The sequence below is a fragment of the Thermococcus sp. ES12 genome, assembly GCF_012027515.1.
Classification (GTDB): domain Archaea; phylum Methanobacteriota_B; class Thermococci; order Thermococcales; family Thermococcaceae; genus Thermococcus; species Thermococcus barossii.
The window spans coordinates 1-25747 of record NZ_SNUP01000005.1 but is presented as its reverse complement, the minus strand read 5'-3'; the positions used below and the strand labels follow the sequence as shown (position 1 = coordinate 25747).

Here is a 25747-nt window from a genome sequence, read left to right as displayed (position 1 = left end):
GCTCATTCCTCCGTCGTGAAAACGGCCCTTTCCGTTTCGATGGCGCTCGCCATTATGCAGTCGCCGAGAAACCTGCCGTAGACCTTCACCCATTCGCCCTTCCCGAGGCACGGGCTTCCCGAGAACTCCACCCTGAGGCCGGAAACTTTAAAGGTCGTCCTGTAACCAGGTAGCTCCATGGGGAGGAACTCGACCAGGGGCTTGTCCTCGATGGTGCCCTCGATGACAACGTTCTTACCGCGAAAACCGCCGGAATTCAGCTCATCAACCGTAACGATGTAATAATAATGATGACCAAGTTTAACCCGCTTGGGCATGCTCATCACCTTTATAGGCCAGCCTTGTAAATATATGTGGGGTGAGGGTATGATAAAGGTTGCGATTATCGGTGCCGAGAACGTCGGCAAGTCAACGCTCATGAACGCCCTGATCGGGGGTAAAATTTCAGAGGTGGAGAACCTCCCTGGAACGACCAAGGGAACCATCAGGCGGCGCTTCGGCAAGCTGAAAATACCGAAGAGCATGAAGAACCCGCTCGGCGGCGCCGACGAGTTCGTCCTCATAGACACTGCTGGACTCTTCGACCCCCAGAGGGAGCTGAGGGGAAAGGTTCTGAGCGAGGAGAAGTTCCGGGAGATAATCGACGAGATAGTATCCTCTGACATCGTCATCCACATGGTCGACGCCACCGTCGGCCTGCACCGGGGCATGGAGAAGCTCCACCACCTGCTCAAGTTCCGCTACGAGAAGCCGATAATTGTCGTCATCAACAAGATAGACCTCGTGCCGAGGGAGCGGGTCGAGGAAGTCAGGGAAACGATAAAAAAGCGCCTTGAGCAGGAGGCGATACCGCTGTCCCTGGTCACCTACGAGGGCTTCAACGACCTGATAAAGGCTTTAGCGTACTACGCCCAGTACGTGTGATCAGCACTTGCATATCTTCACCAGTACCCTCCTGTGCCTCGGACCGTCCAGCTCGATGAATAGGATTCTCTGCCAGGTTCCAAGGAGCAGTTCACCATTCTCTATCGGAACCACCACTTCCGGGTTAAGAAAGAGGGTCGCCCTCAGGTGCGAGTGGGCGTTGCTGTCTATACGGTCGTGGAGGTAACCTTTGCCCCTGGGTATCAGCTCCTTCATCTTTGACTTGATGTCCTGGATAAGCCCCTCCTCGTTCTCGTTTATGGCAAGGCCCGTGGTGGTGTGAGCCGTAAAGACGACGGCAATACCGCTGGTCACATCGCTCTTCCACACGAGGTGCTGAATCTCATCGGTTATGTCCACAACCTGGAACTTCTCCTCGGTTGGAACCTTGACCTCGAACAGCATCACTCCCACCGGGTTAGTCCTTTCTTTATTTCGAGTAAAAGCTTATCGGGGGACTCGATGGAACCGGAGACAACCGCCCTCAGGAGGACCGCCTTCTCATAGGCCTCAACCAGGTCTTTCCTGCCGTTGTCCACGACCTCCGAGCGGAGGGTCCTGTATATCTCCTCGACGGCGTCCCTGAACAGTATCTCGTCGGAGTAAAGCTCCTTGTTGGTCAGGAGGATTGTTATGAGGTAGCTGACAAAGTCAATCCTGTCCTCCTTTTTTCCTATCAGTGCCTTGAGCCGTTCCATGACTTAACCCTCCCCGGAAGTTCCTGCTCTAGGGCCTTGATGAGTATCTCGGAGACGAGTATCGAGGAGAATCTCGGGTTCCGGACCTCAAGCGCGGCGTCGATGGCCCTCTCAACCTCCCCCCTCTTGACCAGGTGATGGGCAACGTCGGCCATTATTATCGAACGCAGCCTCTCGTCCTGTATGAGGCTTCCTATCCTCATTGCCCCCTCCAGTTCGCCCTTAAGGACGTGGTAGCGTGCTATCTTGGCCCATACCTCCTCGCTGGAGGTGCCGTTCCCGATGGCCTTAACTATTGCCCAGCTACCCTTCTTCGGGTTCTCAAGGATTCTGTTCATGACGACCTTTCCGACGAGGGCCACCTCTTCCTCCCTCATAGCGGAGATGAAACTGGGCAGAACGTCGTGGTCCCTTTCAAGGAGCTCCAAGGCCATCTCAACTATTATGGACTCACTGTTATCGAGGCGCCTTATGAGGTCAAGTGCCGGCACGCCCTCACCGCTCAGGGCGAACACGAATGCCAGCTCCACCGTGAAGTCCCTTCCAAACTTCCCGATGAGGTCGTTGGCAACCGTCTCCAGGGTGTCTATGTAGTGACCGAGCACGTCCTTCTCCTTCAGATAGAAGGCAACCTCCTTGAAGGCCTGCCTGGCCCAGTCTTTGACCTGAATCTCCCTGAGAAGGGAAATGGCGTTCTCGTAGCTCTCCAGGAACAGATAGGCCTTTATCAGTTCCAGCATGGCCTTTGAGCGGTGGGGTTCGGAGTCTATATAATCCACGATCAGCTTGCTCTTCCTGAGCCTGTAAGCCACCCTCAGGTGCTCCTTTCCTATCATCCTGGTGTTGGCGCGCAGTATTTCGAGGAGAACCTCGTTCCGAACCCTGGGATTCTCTATCTCCAGAGCGTAAGTTATCGCCTCACTAACCTCCCCGAGCGCCAGCATGTAGCCGGCGGCACTCTGCATTATCAGATCCCTCTGAGCCTTTGGAAGCATCCGGGAGTCTTCGAGAACTCCCTGGTATATCCTCTTGGCGGATTTAAGCCCCGCGCGGCCCATTGAGTATCCAACGGAAAGCAGCGCCCGGAACATAGTCACAGGATCCTCTATCTCCTTGGCAGTCTCAATTGCGCGCAGAAAAGCGGTCTTGTAGAGGTTGTCCCTTGCTTTGGCTAATCTCTCACCAATTTTAGCGTAAGTTGCAGATTTTATATAGGGGTCTGGAATCACCTCAACGGAAGCCAGCACCTCTTTGGCAATCATACGACATATCCCCCATTATATTGTAGATTTTACCTGGGTCCCTGTGTAATATATTACGCGCTTCTTCTTATTAACCTAACCCTCGGAACGTTTTTAAGACCGTAAGGGGAGTGAACGACTATGTACGCCGTGATATTTGGAAAAAATCCCCGCCTGAGTGAAGCGGAATTTCATGCGTTTGTAAGAAGGTTCAACCTAAAGGTCGAAATCATCGACTCCACTCGTGACTGGATGGTATTTAATTCAAGCTCCAAGGTTGGGAGGTACTTCCACTGGCTCGGCGGCTCTTTGAAGCTCGTGAGAATAGTGGGCGAGGGCGAGGAAGCTATTAGGGAACTCGAATACGCGAGGCTTTTCACGGTCAGCCTCTACGGGAGGGACGACTGGAAACTCTGGCGGAGGCTGGGGAGTGAGGTGAAGAGACACTTCAAATCGGAGGGGCCTTCAAAGTTCTTCAAGCCGGCAAAAACCTATGCCATGCCCGCCGAGCTCATCCTCAAGGGCTTCCCCGAAACGAAGGACTTCGTCTTCATCTTTAGAGAAAACGGGAGCTTCCTCGTGGGGGAAACGATTAGGGTCACCGACCCCTTCGAGCTGAAGAAGCTCGACGTGGAAAGACCCGTCCAGAGGCCCGTACTAGCTATCCCGCCGAGGCTCGCGAGGATAATGGTGAACCTGACCGAGGTGAGGAAGGGCAACTTCCTTGACCCCTTCTGCGGCATAGGGACGGTGGTTCAGGAGTTTGTCCTTCAGGGGCTCAGCGCTTACGGAAGCGACCGCGACCCGGAGAGGGTTAGGGAGACAAAGAGAAACCTCGCATGGCTCAGGCGGGAGTTCAGGCTCAAGAACTCTGCCCACCTCGAAGTCTGCGACGCGAGAAAGCTGAAGCGCTGTTTCCGCCAGAGGTTCGACGCGATAGTTACCGAGCCCTACCTCGGAAAGCCCCTCAGGAGGAACCCGAGCAGGGGAGAGGCGATAAGGCTCGCCAACGAGCTGGACAGGCTCTACTACCCGGTCTTTGAGAGCTTTGGCGATGTCCTCAAAAGGAACGGCAGGGTAGTCTTTGTCTTCCCCGCCTACAGGCTTTCCGGAGGGGGGATATACAGGAAAGAAAGGAAGTGGCTCGGAAAGCTCGGCTTTGAGGTTCTTGGAAAATACACCGACCACGAGGAGAGGCACCGCTTAATCAGGGACATCCACGTGCTGAGGTACAGGGGTTAAAAATCGTTATAAGGAAAAAGTTGTAGTTGTGTCAGGTGGTTGAATGGGGAACATCGTCCTGAAAGTGCCCCCCACTGTGGATGAAAAGATTGCAAAGCTCATAGCCGAGACCATAGCGCACCGTCTGGAGAGTCTGGAGCGGATAAACCAGCTCCTTAAAAACTCCGAGCTGACCGAGGATGAAGCGGTGGAACTCGGAAGAAAGGCAAAGGCAGGACGGGGCGAGTACCTTGAGAGAAAATACTCTCCTCGTGGTTAATACCAACGTGCTGTTCTCGTTCTTCGGGCGGAATTCATTCCCATCGCTCTGGAGATAACACCCGACAAGGACGACGCCGACTTCGTTGCCCTCTCCCTGAAGGCGAACGCTCCCCTGTGGAGCAACGACAAGAGGCTTAAGAAGATAAAGGAAATCGAGGTTGTGAACACGAGGGACTGTTAAGACTGCTTGGGGTTGATTAGCCGATCAGCCTCGCATGCTCCTGCTTTATGCAGCGATGGGCAACCGCTATTAAGCCGGCTTCCCTCGCCTTTCTGAAGGCTTTCCGGTCGTACGTCCCGAACTGGAACCACACCACCTTTGCCCCCTTCTCTATCGCCTGCTCGACGTACTCCATCGTAAACTCCGGGCGAACGAAGAGGTCAACAATCTCCACCTCGTCAGGGATATCCAGAACGCTCGGATAGCACTTCCTTCCGAGAACTTCTGAATAACGCGGGTTCACGGGGTAGACCTCATAGCCGTGTTCAAGGAGATAACGCATAACGTCGTTGGAATCGCGTTCGGGCTTCGGCGAGGCCCCAACGAGGGCTATCCTCCTGTACTTGGTCAGAATCTCCACTATTTCCTCGTCGCTCAACCTGTCAACGGGCATGGTCCTTACCATCTTACCACCCTCCCCTCTTGGGGGTCAAGGTTTAAAGGGATAGCGGAGAAGTTCCCTCGGTGGAAAGATGCCACTTTACGAGGAGAGGGTCACAAGTCGGGCGTTCCAGATTCTGCTCCTTGTTCCAGTAGGGATCATGTTAGCCGGACTCTACGGTACGTATCAAAGCGAAAAAGGCTTTGATGTGATGCTCGCCCTCACGATTGGAGTTTCACTTGTTATCCTCGACGCCATGGCCATCAGGATAGAGATAGACGAGCGCGAGCTGAGGATAAGGGGTCTCCTGGGGCTCGTACTGAGGAAGACCGTTCCCATCGAGAACATTGCGAGCTTCCGGGTCGGTGAGGGGTGGACCTCCTGTTACGGGGTGATGCACTTCAACCTACCGGCAAAGGGCTGCGTGGCGGTGCACCAGAGAAAGGGCTGGACTGTGTCGTTCACGACCAACCACCCTGAGAAGGTTGCGGAGGTTTTATCTACTCTCGGCATTCCACGAGAACCTTAGTCCCCTTCACGGACGTTATCCTGACAAGTTCACCTCTCCTGGCACTTCCGTTTAAGCATTCCGCCTTCCACAGTTCTCCGTCGAGCTTAACCACTCCCTCCGGGGAGAGGTCCTCCACAACGAGCGCCATTCTGCCCACCAGCCCTTCTGGGCCTGTTTCGGGCCTTCTGTCAACACCTCCCCCAAGAACGAATGGCGCTATTAAGAAGTCTTTGGCCAGGAGAACGGCTATCACCAACAGACCTGCCCACAGGGGGATACCTACCCCCATACGCGGGAGTACGGCGAAGAGCAGTATTCCAACGATTATCTCATCGGCCATCAGTGCGAGGAGCTTTAGGATGTTCCGGAGTTTCATATGATGCCCCCGGCTAAACCTCGCCCCGTGCCAGCCACTTCCAGTAGGGGTTCAGCTCAACTATCGTCCACCACTTCTTGAGCTCCTTCCTCGCGGCCTGATAGTCCGGGTAGAACTCCCCGACGAGCTCCCAGAAGGCCTTCGAGTGGTTCATGTACCTCAGGTGTGCAAGCTCGTGGACAACGACGTATTCCCTCAGTTCCGGGGGGAGAGCTATGAGGCGGACGTTGAAGTTCAGGTTCCCCCTGGGAGAGCAGCTTCCCCATCGGCTCTTCTGGTGCCTGATATAGACCTTCCCCGGCTCAACCCCCATTTTTCGAGCGTATGAGTCCACGAGAGGCAACAGCTCCCTTCGGAGGATTTTCTTCAGGCACTCCACAACGTCGGTGGGGTTGGGGGACAGGACAATGGTTTTGAATCTCCCGTGAACCTTGGGCTTCCTTCCATGAATCACCTGGTAGAACTCGCCGTTGATGGGAAATCCGGACTCTGCGATCTCCCTAAGCTCTCCAATCTCAGCCAGCTTCCCCTCAAGCCATCCTCTGTGCTTCTCTATTAGGGTATCAACGTCGAAGCCATCCGGGGCGGTGACAAGGACCGTTCCGTCGGTCCTCACCTCAAGCCTCGCGTACTTAACCGGCCGACGGCGAACCCTCAATCTCATGCCGCTCACCTTTTAAGGAGAATGGATAAAAAGTCCTTATGAAGGTTCGGGTTATCGAGAGGCGTGCCAAGAGCCTTTACACCCGCTCAAAGATTCCGGGTGTTGAGTGGGCGATTAACCAATACGTCGGCTGTGCCTTCGCCTGTGAGTATTGCTACGCCAAGTTCCTGACGAGGTGGAAGGACTACGGAAGATGGGGAAGCTGGGTTGAGGTCAAGAGCAACGCACCAGAGCTCGCCCGAAAGCACGTCACCGGGAGCGTGGTAATGTCCACCGTGAGCGACCCCTACCAGCCGATAGAGGCCGAGCTGAAGCTTACGAGGAGGGTTCTCCGCTATATGGACAAGAGAAACGAACTCTCGGTTCTGACGAAGTCGCCGCTGGTAACTCGCGACATCGACCTTTTCAAAGAGTTCCGCACGATAGAGGTCGGCCTCACGATAAACGGCCTCACAGGGAGAGAAAAGAGGCTTTTTGAACCGCTGACGCCGGTTCACGATGCCAGGGTTAATGCGCTGAAAGAGCTCCACGAGGCGGGCCTGAAAACCTACGTTTTCGTCAGCCCCATAATCCCCGAAATAACCGACGTTTCCGCCATCGTTGAGGACACGCGGGACTTCACGGACTACTACTTCTTTGAGGTCCTTAACCTGAGGGCCTCTGGGAGCGATTTCGAGGAGCTCTTGAGGGAGGAGTACCCCGAGAGCTACGAGGCCCTGGTGGACGGGGACGCCTTCGAGGAGTTTATGTGGGGGCTGAAAAAGGAGATAGGGAGCCTCAAAGTAAAGGCCGAGGGGATAGAGACCCACAGGGAGGGATGGGAGTTCGTGGAGCTCTGATCACCAGGTTACGGCCAGCAGCGGGCCCCCGTAGGCAAGCCATATTAAGAGGGCAGTTGAGAAGGGCACCGTGAACTCATCGTAGGCCGAGCGGATTGGAAGACTCTCCAGGATTGCCGCAGCGAGGGCTATCCCCCCGAGGAATTGGAGGGAGTAGTCCAGTCCGAGGACTCTGTGGGAAGCTATGAGCGCAAACAGGGAAACAGCGAACATCGTCGCACTGCCGATGAGCGTTTTCCTTCTGTTCCAAGGTATCCGCGGGCCTCCAACCAGCTGACCGATCAGGGCGTTGAAGCAGTCACCAAAGGTCGAGACCCAGAGGGCCGATAAGGCGGCGATTTTGGGGAAGACGGTGCATATAATCGCCATTGTAACCCACAGCAGAAAGCTTCCCAGGAAGTTGTCCGCCTCGTCATCCCTGGCCATCGTGCGGTAGCTCAAATCCGCTATCGGAACTGTGAACTTCCAGCCGCGCCTGAGTTTCAGGTGCTGGAGCGTGTAGAGAATCGCGAAGAACCAGACAACGAGGAGAGTAACCCATCTGGGAGTGTAGACGATTATAGGCGCACCGAGGATTCCGGGAAGGACGTGCCAGCCCTTCCTTACAAGCTCCCTTCTCGGAATGCGGTTCATGATTCCACCGGAAGTTTTTAGGCGTTTGGTTTAAAGTCCCTTTGGAACCACCGCTATGATTAGAGAGTTCACGTTCGTCCCCGTCGGCCCAGTCTTTAGGAGTGCACCGGCCTTTTCGAGGGCATGATATGCGTCGTGCCTTCTGAGGGCTTCCTCCACGTCCACCCCCCTCTTTTCAAGAAGCCCAAGCGTTCTCCCGTCCACTATTCCCCCAGCGGCATCCGTTGGCCCGTCGGTCCCGTCGGTGTCAACGGCAAGGACAACTGCATCCAGGCCCGCTATTTTTCTCGCTATGCTAAGCGCGAATTCCTGGTTCGGCCCGCCGAGACCGGCTTCACCCTCTATCGTCACCGTCCACTCTCCGCCGGCTATCAGGACGGCAGGCCTTGGAACCGGTCGGTCATATCTGGCAATCTCCTGGACTATCGAGCCTATAGCCAGGGCTATCTCCCTCGCTTCACCCTCCAATGTGGTTGTGAGAAGCAGGGCGTTGTATCCGAGTTCCTCCGCCTTTGCCAGGGCGGATTCGCAGGCCAATGTATTGCTTCCGACTATGAAGTTGTGGACGTTTGGGAGGTCTTCCTTAAGGGTCTCTTCGGCTTTCCCTTCAAGGCCAAGCTCGATGTGCCTCCTGACGCTCTCCGGAAGCTTATCCCAGACACCGTAGAGCCTCAGGATTCTGTGGGCGTCTTTAAAGGTCGTGGGGTCTTTAACGGTCGGGCCGGAGGCGATGGCTTCAAGGGGGTCACCAACCACGTCCGAGAGGATTAGGCTCACAACCGTCCCTCTAACGCGCTTGGCCAGCTTACCTCCCTTGACAGCGGAGATGTGCTTCCTCACGGTGTTTATCTCGTAAATCTTTGCACCACTCCTCAGGAGGAGTTCGTTGGTTCGGATTTTATCGTCGAGGCTTATCCCGCTCTCCGGGAGGAGGAAGAGGGCACTGCCCCCGCCGGATATGAGAACCAGGAGGACGTCGTTCTCCCGGACTTTCTCCGCGAGCTCAAGGCCGAGCTTTCCGCCCAGGAGGGAGTTTTCGTCTGGAACGGGGTGTCCCGCTTCAATGACCCTCAGCCTTTCTGTTTTCGGGCACTCCTCCGCGTAGCCGTACTTGGTAACGATTACTCCCTCCTCTATCCTCTCCCCGAGGATTCCAGCGGCGGCCCTTGCCATGGCACAGGCGGCCTTGCCGAAGGCGAGGAGATAAACCCTTCCCGAGAGAGGGAGCTCCTTCCCAGAAACCATCAGACGATCTCCGGCAACCCTGAGGCTCCTCCTCACTGCAGCGTAGGGGTCGGCACTCTCGATGGCCGCGTTCATAATCTCCAGTGCAGCGGTTCTGGCGTCCATCACCCTCCCCCGTCAAAAGCTCACTCAAAGAGGATAATTCTCTCGGCCTCTATGTCCTCCAGAGAGGCGTTCCAGCCACCCACGACGTGCCTCTCACCATCCTGAGTTTCGACCGTTATGTTCGATATGACCTTGCCCTCGTCCTCGTAGAACTCCACGACCCTGCCCACTATGTGAACTGGCTCTCCGGAGCGGACGAAGCGGCCGAAGACTTCAACCTTCGCATTCCGAATGTTAAAGCGTCGCAGGTCGGAAACAAGCTCTCTTATGTGTATGTACTCCCTCGGGAGCTTCAGTGCCCTTTCTTCCCTGTAAACAACCCTGCCTGTGGGCCACAGGGCATGGTAGAAGTAGCGGTCAAGCATGAAGAGAAGGTTGTTGTCCTGGATTATAAGGCCGTAACCGTGAAGGGAACTACCGCCAGTCAGGGCCTCGTATGGGAGGTATACCCCCATATCCCTGTCCTGAATTATGATTATTGGATCGGGCACGTCTCTGATACGTATCTCGTTGGCCACGGGAGGAACGTCGTTTTCGCCGTAAACAAAAAGGTTTATGCGGACGTTGTTCTCCTTCTTCTTCCCCAAATCCATCTCCAGCTTCTTCAGAAACTCCCTGGGGACTGCGATGCTCATGTGGAATCTGGTGTTCTTTATTGCCTTCCTGACGTAATCTTCCAGGGTTATGCGGCTTTTAACGACTATTACACTGCCTATCTCGCTATGAGGCGTGTAAATTTCCTCCAAGGCAGATTTGAGGGCCTCTATCCTCTCATTGTACCGCTGCTTGATGGCATTCATGACGCTCTCGGGATTGAGGGGAATGACTCGCTTGGGTCTGCCCTGACTGGTAGTGACGAATCCCTTGGCCATGAGCGTTCTTATCACGTCGTATATCCTGGGCTGGGGAACCTTTGAGAGCGTCGCGAGTTCACCAGCCGTCAGAGGTCCGCTCCTGATAAGTGCAAGGTACGCCCTAACCTCATACTCGTTGAGTCCAAACTCGCGGAGGAGGGACTTTATTTCCTTCTCATCCATAGGCAGGCCTCAGATTATCGCTTTCTCCGTGTCTCTGTCGAAGATATGGATGTTGTCAAGGTCTATCTCTATTTTAATCTTTTCTCCAACGGGGAGGGGTATGTGCCCGGGCAGCTTTACCTTAATGATGTTCTCCCCGACCTTGACGTGAACTATCGTATCGGTTCCAAGGGCTTCGATGAAATCGACCGTTCCCTCTATCTCCGCCGTTCTGGTTACGTGCTCAAGAGTTGAGACCCCCTTAACGGTCATGTGCTCCGGCCTTATGCCGAGCAGGACGTCCTTCCCAATGTGGTCGAGAAGAAGCTCCCTGAAGTCCTCCGGTAGGTGGATGGTAAACCCGTCACCCTCAAGAGCCAGCCCCTCCTTCTCGGTGACTGTGGCGCTTAGGATGTTCATCTCAGGGGCACCTATGAAGGTTGCAACGAAGAGGGAGTTGGGCTTCAGATAAACCTCGGTGGGCGGACCCACCTGGAGGAGTCGGCCCCTGTTCATTACGGCTATCCTGTCGCCCATTGTCATTGCCTCGACCTGGTCGTGGGTGACGTATATTGTCGTGACCTTGAGCTTGGTCTGGAGCTTCTTTATCTCAGCCCTCATCGCAACCCTGAGCTTCGCATCGAGGTTGCTCAGCGGCTCGTCCATGAGCAGGACGTCAGGTTCAACGACTATCGCCCTGGCTACCGCCACGCGCTGTCTCTGGCCGCCGCTCAACTGTCCTGGGTAACGGTCGAGGAGGTTCTCTATCTGGAGCAGCTCTGCCGCCCACTTGACGCGCCTCTTTATCTCGTCCTCTGGATACTTCTTCACCCTGAGTGGGAAGGCTATGTTGTCAAAGACCTTCATATGCGGCCAGACGGCGTAGCTCTGGAAGACCATCGAGATGTTCCTGTCCTTGGGGGGCAGATACGTGACGTCCCTGTCACCGAAGTATATCCTTCCCTCGCTGGGGGTCTCAAGACCGGAAATCATCCTCAGCGTCGTAGTCTTTCCACAGCCACTCGGCCCGAGAAGGACGAGGAACTCTCCATCCTTTATCGTGAGGTTCAGGTTCTTAACCGCCTCAAAGTCTCCAAACCTCTTGGTTATCCCCTCAAGCTTGACCTCAACCATGGTAACACCTCACTTGAGCGTTATACCCCACATCGTGACCAGATACCTCCTGGCGAAGAGGATGAAGAGCATCGCCGGGAGAGTCATTATGAATGCCGCCGCGAACTTGTAGTAATCCGGCGCGGCACCGCCGCTGGAGCCGGCCATTATCGAGAGTATCTGCGCGGGCAGGGTTCTGTTGTTTAGGGTTAGAATCGAGGCAACGAATACCTCGTTCCAGCTCATAACGAAGGTAAACATAGCCGCGGCGGCCAGCCCCGGAAGGGCCAGGGGAAGGGTTATCTTACGGAAGGAGCCGAAGCGGGTCAGGCCAAAAACCATCGCGGCCTCTTCGTACTCCTTGGACACCCCGGCGAAGATACTCGACGTTATGAGAACGACGAAGGGGAGCGCCATCGCCGTGTGGGCCAGCGCCACTCCGATGAGGGTATCGGCGAGATGGAGGTCTATGTAGAGGACCAGGAGCGGTATTGCCATGACCGGAATCGGAAACATCCTGAGGGCAACTATGGAGAGCTTTATGTGGTCCTTGCCCGGGAACACGTACTTGGCTATAGAGTATCCTGCCGGAACGCCGAGGATGAAGCTTATGATGATGGTTAACACGGCCACGATGACGCTGTTCTTTATTCCGTCCCAAGCGCCCAGGGTAAAGAGTATCGTGTGGACGTACTCGCTCGTAAAGCTCGTCGGGATTATCTTGGTCGGGTCGTAGTAGTCCGCCTTGCTTGTGAAGGCGTAGAGGAAGGAGATGATTATCGGAATCACTATCCAGACCGCGGCCGTGAAAACTGCCGTGTAGAACCCTACCTTTTTGAGAGCGTATTTGGTTTCGTCGTTCATTCTCCCACCTCCAGGTACTCAGCGCGGAGGAACTTGATGTACAGCGCACCGAGCAGGATGGAGAGACCGGCTATCACGAGGGCGTATACCGATGCCACACCAGCATCCTTTATCTCCGTGAGCTGGTAGTAGCCCTCACCGGCGAGAACCGGGATGTCTCTGCCAGCCAGTATCCAGACGATACCGAAGATCTGCATCGCGAAGAGCGTCCTTATTATGAGGGCGCTCTGTATGCTGGGCTTTAAGAGCGGAAGAACGATGCGCCTGAGCCTTGTCCAGTAGCTCGCCCCAAAGACCTCTGCAGCCTCAATGTACTCCTTGCTTATCATCTGCAGACCGGCGAGGATTATCACAAAGACTATCGCCGTGGAGCGCCACAGTTCGGCTATGACTATCGCGAAGAACTCCCTCATGCGGTATTCGTAGCCGAATACGTATATCGGCTGGCTTATCACCCCCAGGTTCATGAGGAGCTTGTTTATGAAACCATAGGGGGAGAGCATGGAGTACCAGATCAAACCCGCCGCCACGTCACTTATGGTGAGGGGGATTATAAGGGCATAGAGGGCGGCGTCCTTGCCCTTGAAAACACGGTTCATGAGGAGGGCGAGAACAACGGCAAGGGCAACCTGAGTGGGGACGATAATGCCAGCAAGAAGGATCGTGTATTTAAACGCGCTCCAGAAGTAGTAATCGCTAAAGGTTCTACGCCAGACCTCCAAAGAGAGCGCCCCGTTCTGGGTGAAGGCCAGGTAGAGAGCCTGAACGAGGGGGTATCCAACGAAAAACAGCAGGTACAAGAAAGCCGGCAAAATTAAAAGATAAGGAACGAGAGAGCGCCGTTCCATGGGACCTCCTCCTTCACGGCACCGGCACTCCAACGTCCTCGAAGAGCTTTACAAGGTCGGGCTTGATCTCCTTGGTGACCGTCGCTGGATCCTCGTCGTTGAGAACTATCCTCTCGAAGGCCTGCTTGTAGTACTCCTTGAACTGGCCTCCCTTGTCTCCGAGGTTCGGTATCATGACAACGAGGGCATCCTTGGTGCTGGCCTGGGCCTGGACACCCTCAGCGAGTATCTTCAGCGGCCCCTCAGGCAGCTTTCCGCTGGCCTCTTCAACGGTCGGGAAGAAGCCGACCTTCTCCAGAACCTTGACCTGGGTGTCTGGCTTGGTCAGGTAGTCTATAAGCTTCCATGCCTCGTCCTTGTGCGGTGCTCCCTTCGGTATGGCAAGGCCGGCGAGAACGACGATGAATCCCCTGCCCTTCGGTCCCCTCGGAACCGGAACAACGACGAACTGGTCTGGCTTGGTTTCGATGGCGTTCTTAATCCTTGCGGTGTGGTCCCAGGCTATGAGAACTTCACCCTTCAGGAGCGGGTCAGCCATGGCATCCCAGGTTGTGCTGGACGGGTGCACGTAGGGCCAGAGTTCCTTGAGGTAGTTCCACATCTCAACTGCCTCTGGACTGTCGAACTCCTTCGCCTGATAGCCGGTGTAGCTCGGATAGATGTATCCGTGGAGGAACCTGACGAAGAGTCCCTTCGGCCCGGCCGGGAAGCCGAGCTCGGGCTGTCCCTTGGCCTCTTTGAGGTTCTTGGCCCACTGGAGAAGGGCGTCGTAGGTCCACTTTTCGGTGCCCTTCATAACGTCCTCCTCGGTAAGCCCTTTCGGAAGGTACTGGAAGGCCTCCTTGTTAACGACCATAACGTAGGTGGCGCTCATCCAAGGAACGTATGCCTTCTGGCCGCGGATGTAGGAGTACTGCTCAAAGGTGCTGATGAAGGTTCTTCCTTCAAGCTTGGGCATCGTGCTGAGATCCTCCAGCCAGCCCTTTGAGGCCATGTAGTCCATACCACCGTGGAGGTCGCCTATAACGTCGATGGTGACCTTTCCCGTCTGCATCTCGCCCTCAAGCCTCGTAACCATGTCCGTATAGGAAATTGGGACAAAGTTAACCTCGATGTTTGTCTCCGATGTAAAGCCCTTCAGAAGGTCCTCCTGGACGAAGGCCCTCTCCTCGGGCGGGTTCAGCTGGGTTGACAGAAACGTCACTGTTACTTTCTCTTCCCCTCCTGGGGAGATACAGCCACTGGACACTACGGCGAACAACACAACAGCCGCCAACAGAACACCAAACAATCTCCTAATCATGGGGCATCACCCTATCCCTCAAGTAAGGTACTTCAACGAACTTAAGTGGACAACATATATAAGATTTGTGTTTAGAACCACTAAAAGTGGTTGTATTACAAAAAAGTAAAAGTTTGGAATTAAAGTCTAGGCCTCACGGTTTTTCCCTTTCTGGACGATTCATAGGCCGCCAGGATTATCGCCAGGTTTTTCTTCGCATCCTCGCCCGTTATGGGAACCTTTTCATCCTTCAAAACCGCCCTGGTGAAGGAACTCACTATTCCCCTCACATCGGGTCTGTCCCAGTATATCTTCTCTGCCCTGTCCTGATAGACGGTAAAGTCAGGGTATGCCGTCCTCACGTCGAGGAATCCCTCCCTTCCGACGAGGTAGTATTTTATCTCGATGCCGTAGGAGTAGCCCTTTGGATTGCCCCAGCCGGCAGTCAGAACCGCCAGAACGCCTTTTCTGAACTCAAGAACGGCGGTGCCTATATCGTCCACCGGGAAGCCGTATATCTTGGCACCTATGTCCGCGTAGACCTTTCTGGGGAGGTCCCCAGTGAGCCAGAGGAGGGAGTCAACCCCATGGGGGGCGGTGTCCATGAAACCCCCGCCTCCGGACTTTCTTGCGTCTAAGAACCAACCCATGTCAAGCCCCTGGAGGAATATCGGCGGTTTCACGTTCTCGGAGATGGTCTGGATGTACTCAATGGGGCCTATCTCACCGCTATCAATCATCTCCTTCGCCTTCACGAGGGGCTCAGTGAACCTGGGATTGAATGGGAGCATGAGCTTTACCCCGGCCCTTTTGGCGGCCCTTATGACCTCATCCGCGTCCCTGAGGTTCAGGGCTATGGGCTTCTCAAGTAGTATGTGCTTGCCCTCTTCAGCGGCCCTGACTGCTATCTCCCTGTGCCTGTATGTCTCTATTGCAATGTAAACCGCCTCGACGTTCTCATCCCTGAGGAGTGCCTCGTAGTTCCTGTAGAACTTCGCTCCGTACTTCTTCGCCTCGGCACGTGCAACGTCCGAGTTGGAGCCGTCGCCGGATATCGCCACGAGCTTCGTCTGCCTGCCTCCCGCAATGGTGGAGGCAAAGCGAAGGGCGTGGGGATGGGCGTAGCTTATTATCCCGAAGTTGAGCTTCTTCATACCTCGACCACCTCCCCCTTGCGGGCACTCTCCTTTGCCCTCTCTGCAATCTTCAGGGCGATCAGGGCATCCTCGGCGGTGACCGCCGGCTCCTCTTTACCCTTGATGCAATTGAAGAAGTGCCTCAGTTCCCTCTCGAAGGCGTCTGGGAAGGTTGAAAGGAGCGGTGAGAAACGCGGCATCTCGAAGTTTGCCTTGGCGACACCGACCACGGGGGTATCCAGCGGGGTGTAGCGTATTCTGCCGTTCTTTCCAATGATGTCGACGTGATGGTAGAAGACGCCATACCGTGAGGGATACGGATACGCCCAGCTCACCTCCGCTATGCCAGTCTTTCCACCCTCGAACTTTATCATCATCATAAAATGGTCAAACGTTCCATTGGCCCTTGCCTCCTCCTTGATGGATTTCCCAACGGCGTATACAGAGACGGGTTCGCTCTCAAAGAACCATCTAAGAAAGTCCGTGACGTGGACTCCAAGGTCAACGGCGACGCCGCCGCTCCTGTTCTCGTCCCAGTACCAGTAATCCCTGGGGAAGGGCAGGTTCTGAACCTCGGCCTTTCTGATGTGCATCGGCAGGATGTTGCGCTTCTTTATGACCTCCTTCATCTGCATCCATCTCTTGTCAAACCGCCTCACGTGGCCAACGAAGAGGTGAAGGTCTTCCCTTTCGGCGGTTTTTATCATCCTCTCTCCCTCTTCAACGGTGAGAGCTATCGGTTTCTCAACTATAACGTGCTTTCCGGCCTTGAGAGCCTCAATGGCGAGTTCTGCGTGGGTGTATGTTGGGGTCAGAATCTCAACAACGTCGGTCTCGGCATCGAGAAACTCGTCGAGACTCGTGAACTCCCTGGCCCGAAACTCCCTCGCACCTTTGTGTGCCCGTTTCGGGTCTATGTCCATGCAGGCGACGACCCTGATGCCCTCGATTCCCCTGAGGGCCCTCTTGTGGGCAAGGTTGAATATGTTCCCACAGCCTATCACCCCGACCTTCAGCTCCATGGGAATCCCCCAGGGAAGTAGGGGCAAAAAGTATATAATCCTTTTCAAAATAAACCACTTTAAATGGTTGTAAATTTACGGGGGGAAAGATATGAGGGTCATCGTTGGAATTCCCAGCTACAACAACGTGGAAACAATCTCATTCGTCGTCAAGCAGGCCGCACAGGGGCTAAAGAGGTACTTTGGTGGGGGAATTGTCGTCAACGCCGACGGGGGGAGCACGGATGGAACTAGGGAGACCGTTCTGGCGACGAAGGTTCCGGATGGTGTGGAGGTTCACAGCTTCGTCTACCGCTGGCCCATCCCTGGGAAGGGCAGTGCTATGAAGGAGCTCATGGAGTTCGCCCTCGAAAGAGATGCGGACGCCATAGTGTTCGTTGACAGCGACCTGAGGAGCATAACCCCCGAGTGGATATACCGCTTCGCCAAACCCATCGAGGAGGGCTACGACTTCGTGGCCCCGCTCTACATAAGGCACAAGTGGGATGGAACCATAACCAACAACATCGCATACCCAATGACCGCTTCACTCTACGGAAAGAACGTCAGACAGCCGATAGGGGGGGACTTCGGGATAAGCAGGAAGCTCATGGAGGTTTACCTTGAAGACGAGGAGGTCTGGAAGACCCACGTGGCTCGCTTCGGCGTCGATATATTCCTCACGACAACGGCCATAGCCAGGGGCTTTAAGGTCATCCAGACCGCCCTTGGAATGAAGATACACGACCCCAAGGATCCGGCCGCATCGCTCGGCCCGATGTTCAACCAGGTTGTAGGAACGCTGTTCATGCTGATGGGGAGGTATGAAAACGTCTGGAGGAAGACCCGCTCGATAGAACCCGTTCCGGTCTTCGGGGAGCTTGAGAAGGGCGAGCCGGAGCCCGTAAAGGTCACCCTTGAGCTCCTTGAGATAAGGGCGAAGGAGCTCTTTGCCCAGCACGAACCGGTGCTGAGGAGGGCCCTCGATGAGGAGACGCTCAGGGGGGTGACTGAGGCACTCAAGACCTTCGAGTTCGACGACAGGCTCTGGAGCCACGTCCTCTACGATGGGGCTGTGGCGTACAAGAACGGAATTCTGACCGAGGCCGAGCCCCTGGTACCCCTATACTTTGCAAAAACGGCGGATTTCATCAAGAGAACGCTGGACATGAGCACTCTTGAGGCCGAAAAACTGATAGAGGAGAGGGCAAAGGTATTCCTTGAGGAGAAGGACTACCTCCTGGAGCGCTGGTAGAGGTCCCTGACCTCCTTCATCAGGGTTACTTCTTCCATTTTTGGAACGCTCCACGCGCCCCTCAGTGTCGTTGAGAGCGCCGCAACCAGGTTTGCGAAGCGGCCGATTTTCCTGAGGTGCTCCTCATCGATATTACCGGCGCCAAGCAGGTTCAAATAGTGAAGACCCGCCAAGAGAGCGGCGGTGAAGGCATCTCCAGCCCCGGTTGTGTCAACGGGTTCGACCCGGTAAGGAGGAATGTGGACCCTAATACCCCCGCTCATCAGCTCGCTGCCCTTCTCACCCAAAGTCACCGCGAGCAGTTTGAAGTCGAAGTCTTCCACTTCCACTCCATTGCCTTTTAGATACGCCAGCTCCCCGTCGCCGAGCTTAACTATATCCGCCAGCCCGAGGGCCTTCTCAATGTCGCGGAGCATCTCCTCCTCCCGTTCGCGCCAGAGGTCGGGCCTTATGTTGACGTCGTAGCTGAGCGGAACCTTCCCGCTCAGTTCCTCAAGAAGTCCAAAGATGGTAGAGCGTGATGGCTCCCGGGCGAAGAGCACGGTGCCGAAATGAACGGCCTCAGCATTCTCAAGAAGGGACGTCTCCACGTCCCCCGGCTTCAGGTTGAAGTATGCAACGCCGTCGTAGAGAATGAACTCGGGCTTTGCACCGATGAGCTGAACGAAAACAACGCCGGTGTGCCTCTCCGGGTCCCTCGGTATGTAAGTCCTTACCCCCTCATCGCGGAGTCTTTCGAGCAGGAAATCCCCGAAGGGGTCGTCACCGACCTTGCTCACAAGCCCGCTTTCAACGCCGAGCCTCGCAAGGCCAACGGCAACGTTTGCCGGAGCACCGCCTGGGTGCTTTTCGAAGCTCTTAACCCCCTTCAACGGCCCCTCCTGGAGGGCTATGAAGTCTATGAGGGTCTCTCCGATGGATACAATCACGGTAACCACCTCACTAAAGGCCGAGCTTTTGCCTGAACTCCGCGTACAGCCTTACAATGTTGCCTTTGGGGTCTGAGTAGTAGTCCTCAGGCACTTCTATTTCCACGTTTCTCCTTTTAAGTTCGCCCATCCTCTTCCTGAACTCCCTCATCACAAGTGCGGTCGGCTTTAGGCTTCCATCGCTTCTCAGAAGACCAAAGAACCTCTCGTGAACCGCCCTGTCGAGGGGAGGCCTGTCCCATATGCTCTCGTGATAGTCGGAGAAGTTCCAGTAGAACGCACCGAGGACACCGAACTCGTAGAGGGCCTTAAGGGTCTCTTCGAGCCACCTCGCAGCGTCCTCCTCCCCCACCAAGTAGTGTTCGGCCTCGTGCTTGCCAGTCACGGAGCGTATCTTTCTGGTTTCTCCCCGCGTTGTTGGCATTCCAAACTCCTCCATGAGGACATCCTTTTTCCCCAGTGCCCGGGTCAGCAGGCACGCGAAGGGAACGAAGTACGGATCCAGGGGGTCCGTGAAGTCCGTGTAGACGGAGTACGCGTGCATGCAGAGGAAATCGTTTCCCTCCGCCACGTCACCCACGCGGAAGTGTTTGTCTCCCTGAATGTCCTCCTGATGAATGCCGAAGGTAACCGGCTTACTGGAACTGGCTTTCAGGGTCTCATACACAAACCGGACCCATCTTCTCCCCGCCTCGGGAGTGCGGGGAATCCTGACGTTGTCTATCTCATTGGAGATGTCCCATGCGTAGAGTGCGGGATGGTCGTCGAACTCGGAGGCGACGACCTCAAGGAGCAGTCTCTCCGCCTCCAGAAGGTCGGGCTCCTCATAGATGTCCCTCGCACCGAGGTCGACAACTCTTCCGTTCGAATACGTCAGGAATCTCTCGTGGGGTTTGTCGGAGAGGGTCCACTCGGGGAGCCAGTTTATTCCGCTCATGTGGCCGATGAAGAAGGTCGGCATGACCTTCAGTCCGAGGTCATGAGCTATGGCCATGACCTTCTCCAGATTTCGAAGGGAGTTCTCATCGATTCTTTCAGGTTCCGGCTGAAAGTCCTCCCAGAGCAGGAAAATTCTCACGGCGTCAAGGTTGAGGTCCTTTATTACCTGAAATTCCTCACGAACCTCCCACTCCTCGAACTCCTTCCACCAGAACATAGCCTTCCTTCTCGGCCAGTAGTTGACACCGAGGATGAACTCCATTTTCCTCCCTCCAAAAAAGTTTTGAAAGGGCTCAGCCCTTGATTCCGCCGGACACTCCCCTCATATAGTACTTCTGGAGCACGATGTAGACGGTGATGGGTACGAGTATTGCCAGCACTCCAGCGGCGGTCAGCTGTCCCCAGTTGGGGTTGTAGCGGCTTATAAACTGGGTGACACCCGCTGAAACTGGCCACTTCTCCGGTCTCAGGAGGGTTATCGCAAAGAACAGGTCTTGCCACACGAAGATGAACTGGACCACGGCGACGCTGATAACCGCGGGCATCGCTATGGGGAGTATCACCTTGAAGTATATCCCAACATCGCTGAGGCCGTCTATCCTCGCAGCCTCTTCATAGTCCTTGGGAATCGACATGAAGAAGTTGCGGAGGAAGAATATCGTCCACGGGAGCGCGAAGGCCGTGTGAACGAGGATTATACCGTAGTACTGGTCGTACAGATGAAGGTCGCGGAAGAGCCTCAGGAGGGGGACTATGACTGCCTGCTGTGGGACTACCTGGATGGCAACGAGGGTCAGGAAGAGCATCGTCTTTATCGGGAAGCTGAAGGAAGTGAAGCCGTAGGCTGCCATTCCGGCGATAAGTATCGGAATTACCGTGGCCACAGTGGCTATCAGAATCGAGTTGAGGATGTTCTTCCAGAAGCCGGCGTCCCATACACTGACGTAGTTGTCGATGATGAAGTGGGCGTTCCTGAGGTTCCACCAGCCGTTAACTATCTCGTCGAAGGGCCTAACGGAGGTCATTATCAGTCCCAGGAGGGGTATCAGGAGCATTAGCCCTATGGACCACGCCACGAGGTTTATGGTGACCTTGTATCTCGTGCTTACCTTCATGAGCCCACTCCCCTTTCACTTATCATCTTCTTCAGCATCCCTATGGAGAACAGGAACACTGCAACGGTCAGCAAAGTCGCTATCGCGGCGGCATATCCCCACTTGAACATGCGGAATATCTCGTAATACACCATGTAAGCGAGCACCGAGAGGTACATTGGCACAGACTCACCACCGGAGAGGACGTAAACGAGGTCGAAGACCTTGAGTATGTAGATGGAACTCATTGTAACGACGACTATCAGAGCGGGCTTCAGCAGGGGCAGTATCACGTACCTAAACCGCTGCCAGGGGTTTGCACCGTCAATGATGGACGCCTCAAGAACCTCGATGTCAAGACCTTCCAGCCCGGCCAGGAACACCGTGGTTGAAAAGCCCTGCCACGCCCATAGGGAGCCTATTATAACGAAGTATATCGCCGTACTGGGGTCCTGAATCCACGCCCGGGGTTCGATTCCAAAGAAGCTAAGAACATGATTAACGATACCGGCGTTGGGATCGAGAAGGAGCATCCAGACGATACCGACAACGGTTAGGGGCATCACCATTCCAAGCATAACGAAGCCCCTGAGCAGGTTGCGCCCCACAACCGCACTGTTGTGAAGGAGGAGAGCAAAACCAAGGCCGAGCATCGTTACTAAGGGGAGGAAGACTATGAAGATGAATAGATTGTTCTTAACGGACGTCCAGAAGAGAGGATCTCCCATCATGGTGCGGTAGTTTTCAAGTCCAACGAACTGGGGCTGGGTAAAGCCGTCCCACTTGGTGAACCCCAGGTAGAACGTGTTGAAAATCGGGTACAGTATAAAAACTAAAAGGAGGATGAAGGCGGGCATCATCAGGATCAGGAAATCCTTGCTGAGCCAGTCCCTCCTTCCGCCCATTTCAGGCACCTCATGAGCCGTAGTACTGTTCTGCGTACTGTTCAAGCTCCTGGGCTATCTGCTGGTAATTGTCCGGGTTGGCCCAGAGCTCGAAGAGCTTGTCCCAGATTATCGGCTGAAATCCTGAGGGGGCGTTGTCATCGAGGTCTGGAACCACGGTGTACTTGGCCATCATGTCGATAATCTTCGCGTCAACGGGGTCGTAGGCACTCTTGGGAACCTCAAGGTTGGGTGCGAGGTATCCCTTCTGCTCCACCATTATCTTCTGGTATTCCGGACCGGCGAGCCACTTGGCAAGCTCAAAGGCGGCCTCCTTGTGCGGGGCTCCTTTGGGTATAATGACCCAGTCCCCACCAGCAACTATGGCGAAGTCGGCGTTGGGGTTGATGACGGGGAACGGAATCAGGTCGTAGTCAGTGCCGGGCTTGTAACCCTGGTTCTGGAGCATGAGGTTTATCCAGTTGCCCATAAAGTACATGGCCACCTCTCCCTGGCCGAGCCTCGTGACCTGAACTTCCCACTTCTCACCGATGGCAACCTTGGGGTCACCGTAGCAGCCCTCCTTAAGGAGGTCGCTGAGCACCTTGAAGGCCTCAAGAACCTGGGGGTCGGTCCACTTGACCTTGTGGGTCATCAGGTCGTTGTGGAGCTGCGGACCGCCAACCCTGATGAGAACCGCCTCAAAGATGTCGCTCAGAGGCCACTTGTCTGCGGCACCGCTGGCCATGGGCTGGATTCCGTTCTGCTCAAAGACTTTACATGCGGCCTTGAGGTCGTCAAGGGTCTCGGGCGGCTTCACGTTGTACTTCTCAAAGTCGTGGACATTGTACCAGATACCTGGCTTGGCCCAGGCCTTTATGGGAACTGCATAATAGGTGTCTCCAACCTTAACCGGCTGAAGAAGGTTCTCCATAATGTCGCCCTTATAGGAGTCGACGACGGAGTTCATTGGCTCAAGCTGGTTCTTCTGGCCGAGCTCAGTGATGAGTGCAGGCCACGGAAGAATCGCAATGTCAAAACCGGGAGAGCCCGTTGCGAGCTCTGTGAGAACGGCATCCCTGAGCTTGGACTGAATCACATACTTTATCTTAACGTTCGGGTGCTCCTGCTCGTAAACCTTCAGAGCGTTCTGGAAGTTCTCACCCTCAACTCCACCCCACTGGCCGTAAACGACCACCTCAACCGGCTTCTGGGAGGTTGTGGTCGTCTGTGTGGGGCTGGAAGTTGTTGTCTGCGTCGGGGAGGTTCCCCCTCCTGAAATGCATCCGGAGACAAAGGCGGCTAACAACAGCACGCTCAAAAGCAATGCAAACCTTTTGGCATGAAACCTCATAGATAGACACCTCACCAAGGCTGTTCACTAGGGCTGTATACTTTTAGTATATTTATATTTTTCGGAAAACCCCTGTTAATTTATGTTCATGATTCCCCAAAAATTTTGGAGAATACCCTGACAAAAAACGTAGAATGTCAAATTTATTTACAAAACGTTCGTTAAAATTCAGGATATATTTCAAAAAACTTTTTATATGTGGACGACTAAACATTCCCCGGATATTCATATACTAAAAGTATACAAAGGAGGAGCGTTCACATGTTCCCTGTTACAAAGCTACCCCAAAGGAGAATTGAGGACTATTCTACCGTTGCCGGAAAAGGGGCCATTCTAAGGATTGTGGAAAAAGCAGAAAAGCTCTCAGGGGCAAGATTTGTCCACGTTAACTCGACTCCCTATGGCGGTGGGGTTGCCGAGATACTGAGCAACCTCGTACCCCTCATGAACGACATCGGAATAATGACCGAGTGGTGGGTTATAGAAGGGAATGATGAGTTCTTCAACGTCACGAAAACCTTCCACAACGCCCTCCAGGGCAACAAAGACCTCAAACTCACCCAAGAAATGACGAACCTCTACCTCAAGACCAACGAGGAGAACGCGAAGAGTGCAGAGTTAAGCGAATTTGATTATGTCCTCATTCACGATCCGCAGCCAGCAGCGTTGATAGACTTTTACGAGAAAAAACAGCCCTGGATCTGGCGCTGTCACATAGACCTGAGCGACCCGAACAGAGAATTCTGGGAATTTTTAAGGCAATACGTGCAAAAATACGACAGATGTATTTTCCATCTTCCAGAATACGTTCAGCCCGACTTGAATCCTGAGAAAACCGTCGTCATGCCGCCTTCAATCGATCCCCTGAGCGAGAAGAACATGGAGCTAAAAGAGTCAGAAATTATCAAGACACTCGAACGGTTCGATGTTGACCCTGAAAGACCGATAATCACTCAGGTTGCCCGTTTCGACCCGTGGAAGGGTGTGTTCGATGTCATTGACGTCTACAGGAAAGTGAAGGAAAAGATTCCGGGCGTTCAACTGCTCCTCGTTGGAGTCATGGCCGCAGACGATCCGGAGGGCTGGGTTTACTTCGAGAAGACATTGCGTAAGATTGGGGAGGACTACGACGTCAAGGTTCTAACGAATCTGACCGGCGTTCACGCGCGAGAAGTCAATGCCTTCCAGCGGGCTAGTGATGTGGTTTTGCAGATGTCCATTAGGGAGGGCTTTGGGCTCACGGTCACAGAGGCCATGTGGAAGGGAAAGCCGGTGGTTGGCAGGGCAGTTGGGGGAATCAAGTTCCAGGTGGTTGACGGGAAAACGGGCTTTCTCGTGAGCAACGTGGACGAAGCCGTTGAGAAGACCTGCTACTTGCTCAGACATCCTGAAGAGGCCAAAAGACTCGGCTTCAACGCCAGAGAACGCGTGAGGGAGAACTTCCTCATCACCAGGCACCTGGAAAGGTATTTAGACCTCCTCCTCTCATTTTCTGGGGAGGGATAGGTATGGAGATCAGCGAGAAGGCCATAACCATGCTGACCAGAATCGGCTTCACGAAGTACGAGGTCATGATATACTGGACGCTTCTGGTTTACGGGCCGAGCACCGCGAAGGAAATATCCGAGAGGAGCGGGGTGCCCTACAACAGGGTTTATGACACCATAGCATCTCTGAAGGCAAGGGGCTTCGTCAACGAGGTCGAAGGCTCTCCCAAGGTTTACGTCGCATACTCTCCAAAGATAGCGTTTCTGAAGTTCAAGAGGGACATCGACGGGATAAAGGATGAGCTGGAGAAGGAACTCAAGCGGGTTAAGGTGAAAACGGAGGAGAGGCCGGGGATATGGCGCACCAAAGACTTGGACATAGCCGTGGAAATGGTTAGGGAGTCTATAGACTCCAGCTCCTATGAGGCTATACTCGTCGCCCCGGAGAAGTTTCTGGAGAACATAGAGGACAACATAAAGGCCGCCCTCAAGAGGGGAACTACTATCTCCCTCTACACCGAGGAAAAAATAGACCTCTCCGATTTTGCCAAGCTTGGCAACCTCTACGTGAGGAAGTTCCACAAGCTGAACCATTTCATCGGGATGTTCGACGGCAGGGAGGTCATAGACATCCAGAACATCGGCTTCCGGCCGAGGAACCCACCCAGCTTCAAGGCCACCTATCCGGAGATAATATTCTCCCAGTACAGCTTCATCCGGGAGGCATTCAAGGAGTCGAGCCTCATACTTGAGGGGATAAAAAACAGGGATGACTTGAGGTTCTTTGCGAACTTCCACGCCGTGGACATCATAAGGCGGCACCTCAACGACGGCGTCATCTATGCCAAGGTACTTGGGAGAAACCTCGTCACGGGTGAGGTGGAGGAACTCGAGGGCCGCGTTGTGGGCTACACCGTTGCCCTTGACGAGGGAATAGACAACTTTGACCTGGAAACAGAGAGGGGAATAGTGAAGGTTGGGGGAATGTTCGCGGTTTTGGAAGATTATGAAACGACTATGATCCGGCTGACCATAGTTTGAGGTGATTGTATGGCGGAAGTGAAGCTCATCGGAGTCTGGAAGATGTTTGGTGATTTTGCGGCCGTTAAGGATATGAATCTTCATGTGAAAGACGGAGAATTCATGATCCTCCTCGGGCCAAGCGGCTGCGGAAAAACAACCACCTTGAGAATGATTTCAGGCT

General features: G+C 54.6%; 31 protein-coding genes. 10 read left to right on the top strand and 21 right to left on the bottom strand.

Going from position 1 to position 25747, the window contains the following annotated elements:
• Positions 1 to 2: 2 nt before the first annotated feature.
• Positions 3 to 317, bottom strand: coding sequence for a hypothetical protein (locus tag E3E37_RS10595; RefSeq protein ID WP_058938761.1), 315 nt, complete (start codon positions 315 to 317; stop codon positions 3 to 5).
• Between the two features lie 49 nt (positions 318 to 366).
• Between E3E37_RS10595 and E3E37_RS10590 the strand changes: the two genes are divergently transcribed.
• The gene (locus E3E37_RS10590; RefSeq protein ID WP_167717274.1) at positions 367 to 924 is read left to right on the top strand and encodes an Era-like GTP-binding protein; all 558 of its coding nucleotides are present in this window, start codon (positions 367 to 369) and stop codon (positions 922 to 924) included.
• Here the strand turns inward: E3E37_RS10590 and E3E37_RS10585 are convergent, their stop codons facing one another.
• Genes E3E37_RS10585 through E3E37_RS10575 form a run of 3 tightly spaced genes read right to left on the bottom strand, consistent with a single transcriptional unit; the run spans position 925 to position 2884 of the window.
• Entirely contained in the window at positions 925 to 1329 is a 405-nt protein-coding gene (locus tag E3E37_RS10585) for a secondary thiamine-phosphate synthase enzyme YjbQ (protein WP_167717302.1), read from the bottom strand. It lies immediately after the preceding gene.
• Positions 1329 to 1622 carry a hypothetical protein gene (locus tag E3E37_RS10580; RefSeq protein ID WP_167717272.1) on the bottom strand — a complete coding sequence of 98 codons (294 nt, stop codon included), beginning with the start codon at positions 1620 to 1622 and terminating at the stop codon, positions 1329 to 1331. The genes E3E37_RS10585 and E3E37_RS10580 overlap by 1 nt, the downstream gene beginning before the upstream one ends.
• Positions 1601 to 2884 (bottom strand): prenyltransferase, encoded by a 1284-nt coding sequence (locus E3E37_RS10575; protein WP_167717270.1) that lies wholly within the window; start codon positions 2882 to 2884, stop codon positions 1601 to 1603. The genes E3E37_RS10580 and E3E37_RS10575 overlap by 22 nt, the downstream gene beginning before the upstream one ends.
• Before the next feature lie 120 nt (positions 2885 to 3004).
• Between E3E37_RS10575 and E3E37_RS10570 the strand changes: the two genes are divergently transcribed.
• Genes E3E37_RS10570 through E3E37_RS11790 form a run of 3 tightly spaced genes read left to right on the top strand, consistent with a single transcriptional unit; the run spans position 3005 to position 4547 of the window.
• A complete protein-coding gene (locus E3E37_RS10570; protein WP_167717268.1) occupies positions 3005 to 4105 on the top strand; it encodes a TRM11 family methyltransferase in 1101 nt (366 codons plus the stop codon).
• A 43-nt stretch (positions 4106 to 4148) separates the two neighbouring features.
• The gene (locus tag E3E37_RS10565; RefSeq protein WP_088865062.1) at positions 4149 to 4364 is read left to right on the top strand and encodes a hypothetical protein; all 216 of its coding nucleotides are present in this window, start codon (positions 4149 to 4151) and stop codon (positions 4362 to 4364) included.
• Between the two features lie 36 nt (positions 4365 to 4400).
• On the top strand, positions 4401 to 4547 hold the full coding sequence (locus tag E3E37_RS11790; protein WP_167717300.1) for a PIN domain-containing protein: 147 nt from the start codon (positions 4401 to 4403) through the stop codon (positions 4545 to 4547).
• Positions 4548 to 4563: 16 nt separating this feature from the next.
• Here the strand turns inward: E3E37_RS11790 and E3E37_RS10555 are convergent, their stop codons facing one another.
• A complete protein-coding gene (locus E3E37_RS10555) occupies positions 4564 to 4992 on the bottom strand; it encodes a CoA-binding protein (protein WP_167717266.1) in 429 nt (142 codons plus the stop codon).
• A gap of 67 nt (positions 4993 to 5059) precedes the next feature.
• Here E3E37_RS10555 and E3E37_RS10550 point away from each other — a divergent pair, with 67 nt between their 5' ends.
• Entirely contained in the window at positions 5060 to 5497 is a 438-nt protein-coding gene (locus E3E37_RS10550; RefSeq protein WP_167717264.1) for a hypothetical protein, read from the top strand.
• On the opposite strand, the gene E3E37_RS10545 is transcribed toward E3E37_RS10550, so the two are convergent.
• Positions 5469 to 5855 (bottom strand): NfeD family protein, encoded by a 387-nt coding sequence (locus E3E37_RS10545; RefSeq protein WP_088865066.1) that lies wholly within the window; start codon positions 5853 to 5855, stop codon positions 5469 to 5471. The genes E3E37_RS10550 and E3E37_RS10545 overlap by 29 nt on opposite strands.
• A 13-nt stretch (positions 5856 to 5868) precedes the next feature.
• Entirely contained in the window at positions 5869 to 6519 is a 651-nt protein-coding gene (locus E3E37_RS10540) for a M48 family metallopeptidase (protein WP_167717298.1), read from the bottom strand.
• 38 nt (positions 6520 to 6557) lie between these two features.
• On the opposite strand from E3E37_RS10540, the gene E3E37_RS10535 reads away from it, so the two are divergent.
• Positions 6558 to 7358, top strand: a complete 801-nt coding sequence (locus tag E3E37_RS10535) for a radical SAM protein (RefSeq protein ID WP_167717263.1) — start codon at positions 6558 to 6560, stop codon at positions 7356 to 7358.
• Here the strand turns inward: E3E37_RS10535 and E3E37_RS10530 are convergent, their stop codons facing one another.
• The 9 genes from E3E37_RS10530 to E3E37_RS10490 form a co-directional block, all read right to left on the bottom strand.
• On the bottom strand, positions 7359 to 7991 hold the full coding sequence (locus E3E37_RS10530; protein ID WP_167717261.1) for a diacylglycerol/polyprenol kinase family protein: 633 nt from the start codon (positions 7989 to 7991) through the stop codon (positions 7359 to 7361). It lies immediately after the preceding gene.
• Positions 7992 to 8021: 30 nt separating this feature from the next.
• Complete coding sequence (locus tag E3E37_RS10525) at positions 8022 to 9341, bottom strand: glycerate kinase (protein WP_167717258.1); 1320 nt, start codon at positions 9339 to 9341, stop codon at positions 8022 to 8024.
• Between the two features lie 20 nt (positions 9342 to 9361).
• Entirely contained in the window at positions 9362 to 10378 is a 1017-nt protein-coding gene (locus E3E37_RS10520; protein WP_088865071.1) for a TrmB family transcriptional regulator, read from the bottom strand.
• Positions 10379 to 10387: 9 nt separating this feature from the next.
• On the bottom strand, positions 10388 to 11491 hold the full coding sequence (locus tag E3E37_RS10515) for an ABC transporter ATP-binding protein (RefSeq protein ID WP_167717256.1): 1104 nt from the start codon (positions 11489 to 11491) through the stop codon (positions 10388 to 10390).
• Positions 11492 to 11500: 9 nt separating this feature from the next.
• Positions 11501 to 12334 (bottom strand): carbohydrate ABC transporter permease, encoded by an 834-nt coding sequence (locus tag E3E37_RS10510; RefSeq protein WP_088865073.1) that lies wholly within the window; start codon positions 12332 to 12334, stop codon positions 11501 to 11503.
• Positions 12331 to 13182, bottom strand: coding sequence for a carbohydrate ABC transporter permease (locus tag E3E37_RS10505; RefSeq protein WP_088865074.1), 852 nt, complete (start codon positions 13180 to 13182; stop codon positions 12331 to 12333). Before E3E37_RS10505 ends, E3E37_RS10510 begins: the two co-directional genes overlap by 4 nt.
• Before the next feature lie 13 nt (positions 13183 to 13195).
• A complete protein-coding gene (locus E3E37_RS10500; RefSeq protein WP_371731716.1) occupies positions 13196 to 14482 on the bottom strand; it encodes an ABC transporter substrate-binding protein in 1287 nt (428 codons plus the stop codon).
• 122 nt (positions 14483 to 14604) lie between these two features.
• Complete coding sequence (locus tag E3E37_RS10495) at positions 14605 to 15618, bottom strand: Gfo/Idh/MocA family protein (protein WP_167717254.1); 1014 nt, start codon at positions 15616 to 15618, stop codon at positions 14605 to 14607.
• A complete protein-coding gene (locus tag E3E37_RS10490; RefSeq protein WP_167717251.1) occupies positions 15615 to 16622 on the bottom strand; it encodes a Gfo/Idh/MocA family protein in 1008 nt (335 codons plus the stop codon). The genes E3E37_RS10495 and E3E37_RS10490 overlap by 4 nt, the downstream gene beginning before the upstream one ends.
• A gap of 91 nt (positions 16623 to 16713) precedes the next feature.
• On the opposite strand from E3E37_RS10490, the gene E3E37_RS10485 reads away from it, so the two are divergent.
• On the top strand, positions 16714 to 17856 hold the full coding sequence (locus tag E3E37_RS10485) for a glycosyltransferase (protein ID WP_167717249.1): 1143 nt from the start codon (positions 16714 to 16716) through the stop codon (positions 17854 to 17856).
• On the opposite strand, the gene E3E37_RS10480 is transcribed toward E3E37_RS10485, so the two are convergent.
• Genes E3E37_RS10480 through E3E37_RS10460 form a run of 5 tightly spaced genes read right to left on the bottom strand, consistent with a single transcriptional unit; the run spans position 17835 to position 23056 of the window.
• Positions 17835 to 18785, bottom strand: a complete 951-nt coding sequence (locus E3E37_RS10480) for a carbohydrate kinase (RefSeq protein WP_167717247.1) — start codon at positions 18783 to 18785, stop codon at positions 17835 to 17837. The two genes, E3E37_RS10485 and E3E37_RS10480, sit on opposite strands and share 22 nt — an antisense overlap.
• A gap of 13 nt (positions 18786 to 18798) precedes the next feature.
• Positions 18799 to 19986 (bottom strand): beta-galactosidase, encoded by a 1188-nt coding sequence (locus tag E3E37_RS10475; RefSeq protein ID WP_167717245.1) that lies wholly within the window; start codon positions 19984 to 19986, stop codon positions 18799 to 18801.
• A 31-nt stretch (positions 19987 to 20017) separates the two neighbouring features.
• A complete protein-coding gene (locus tag E3E37_RS10470) occupies positions 20018 to 20839 on the bottom strand; it encodes a carbohydrate ABC transporter permease (protein WP_088865081.1) in 822 nt (273 codons plus the stop codon).
• A complete protein-coding gene (locus tag E3E37_RS10465; protein WP_088865082.1) occupies positions 20836 to 21723 on the bottom strand; it encodes a carbohydrate ABC transporter permease in 888 nt (295 codons plus the stop codon). The genes E3E37_RS10470 and E3E37_RS10465 overlap by 4 nt, the downstream gene beginning before the upstream one ends.
• Before the next feature lie 10 nt (positions 21724 to 21733).
• On the bottom strand, positions 21734 to 23056 hold the full coding sequence (locus E3E37_RS10460) for an ABC transporter substrate-binding protein (RefSeq protein ID WP_167717243.1): 1323 nt from the start codon (positions 23054 to 23056) through the stop codon (positions 21734 to 21736).
• 261 nt (positions 23057 to 23317) lie between these two features.
• Here E3E37_RS10460 and treT point away from each other — a divergent pair, with 261 nt between their 5' ends.
• The 3 genes from treT to E3E37_RS10445 all read left to right on the top strand — a co-directional run.
• Complete coding sequence (treT, locus tag E3E37_RS10455; protein WP_167717241.1) at positions 23318 to 24562, top strand: trehalose synthase; 1245 nt, start codon at positions 23318 to 23320, stop codon at positions 24560 to 24562.
• A 2-nt stretch (positions 24563 to 24564) separates the two neighbouring features.
• Positions 24565 to 25584, top strand: a complete 1020-nt coding sequence (trmB, locus tag E3E37_RS10450) for an HTH-type sugar-sensing transcriptional regulator TrmB (protein ID WP_167717239.1) — start codon at positions 24565 to 24567, stop codon at positions 25582 to 25584.
• Between the two features lie 9 nt (positions 25585 to 25593).
• Positions 25594 to 25747, top strand: a 154-nt coding sequence (locus E3E37_RS10445; protein WP_167717238.1) for an ATP-binding cassette domain-containing protein, incomplete at its 3' end; no start/stop codon positions are given.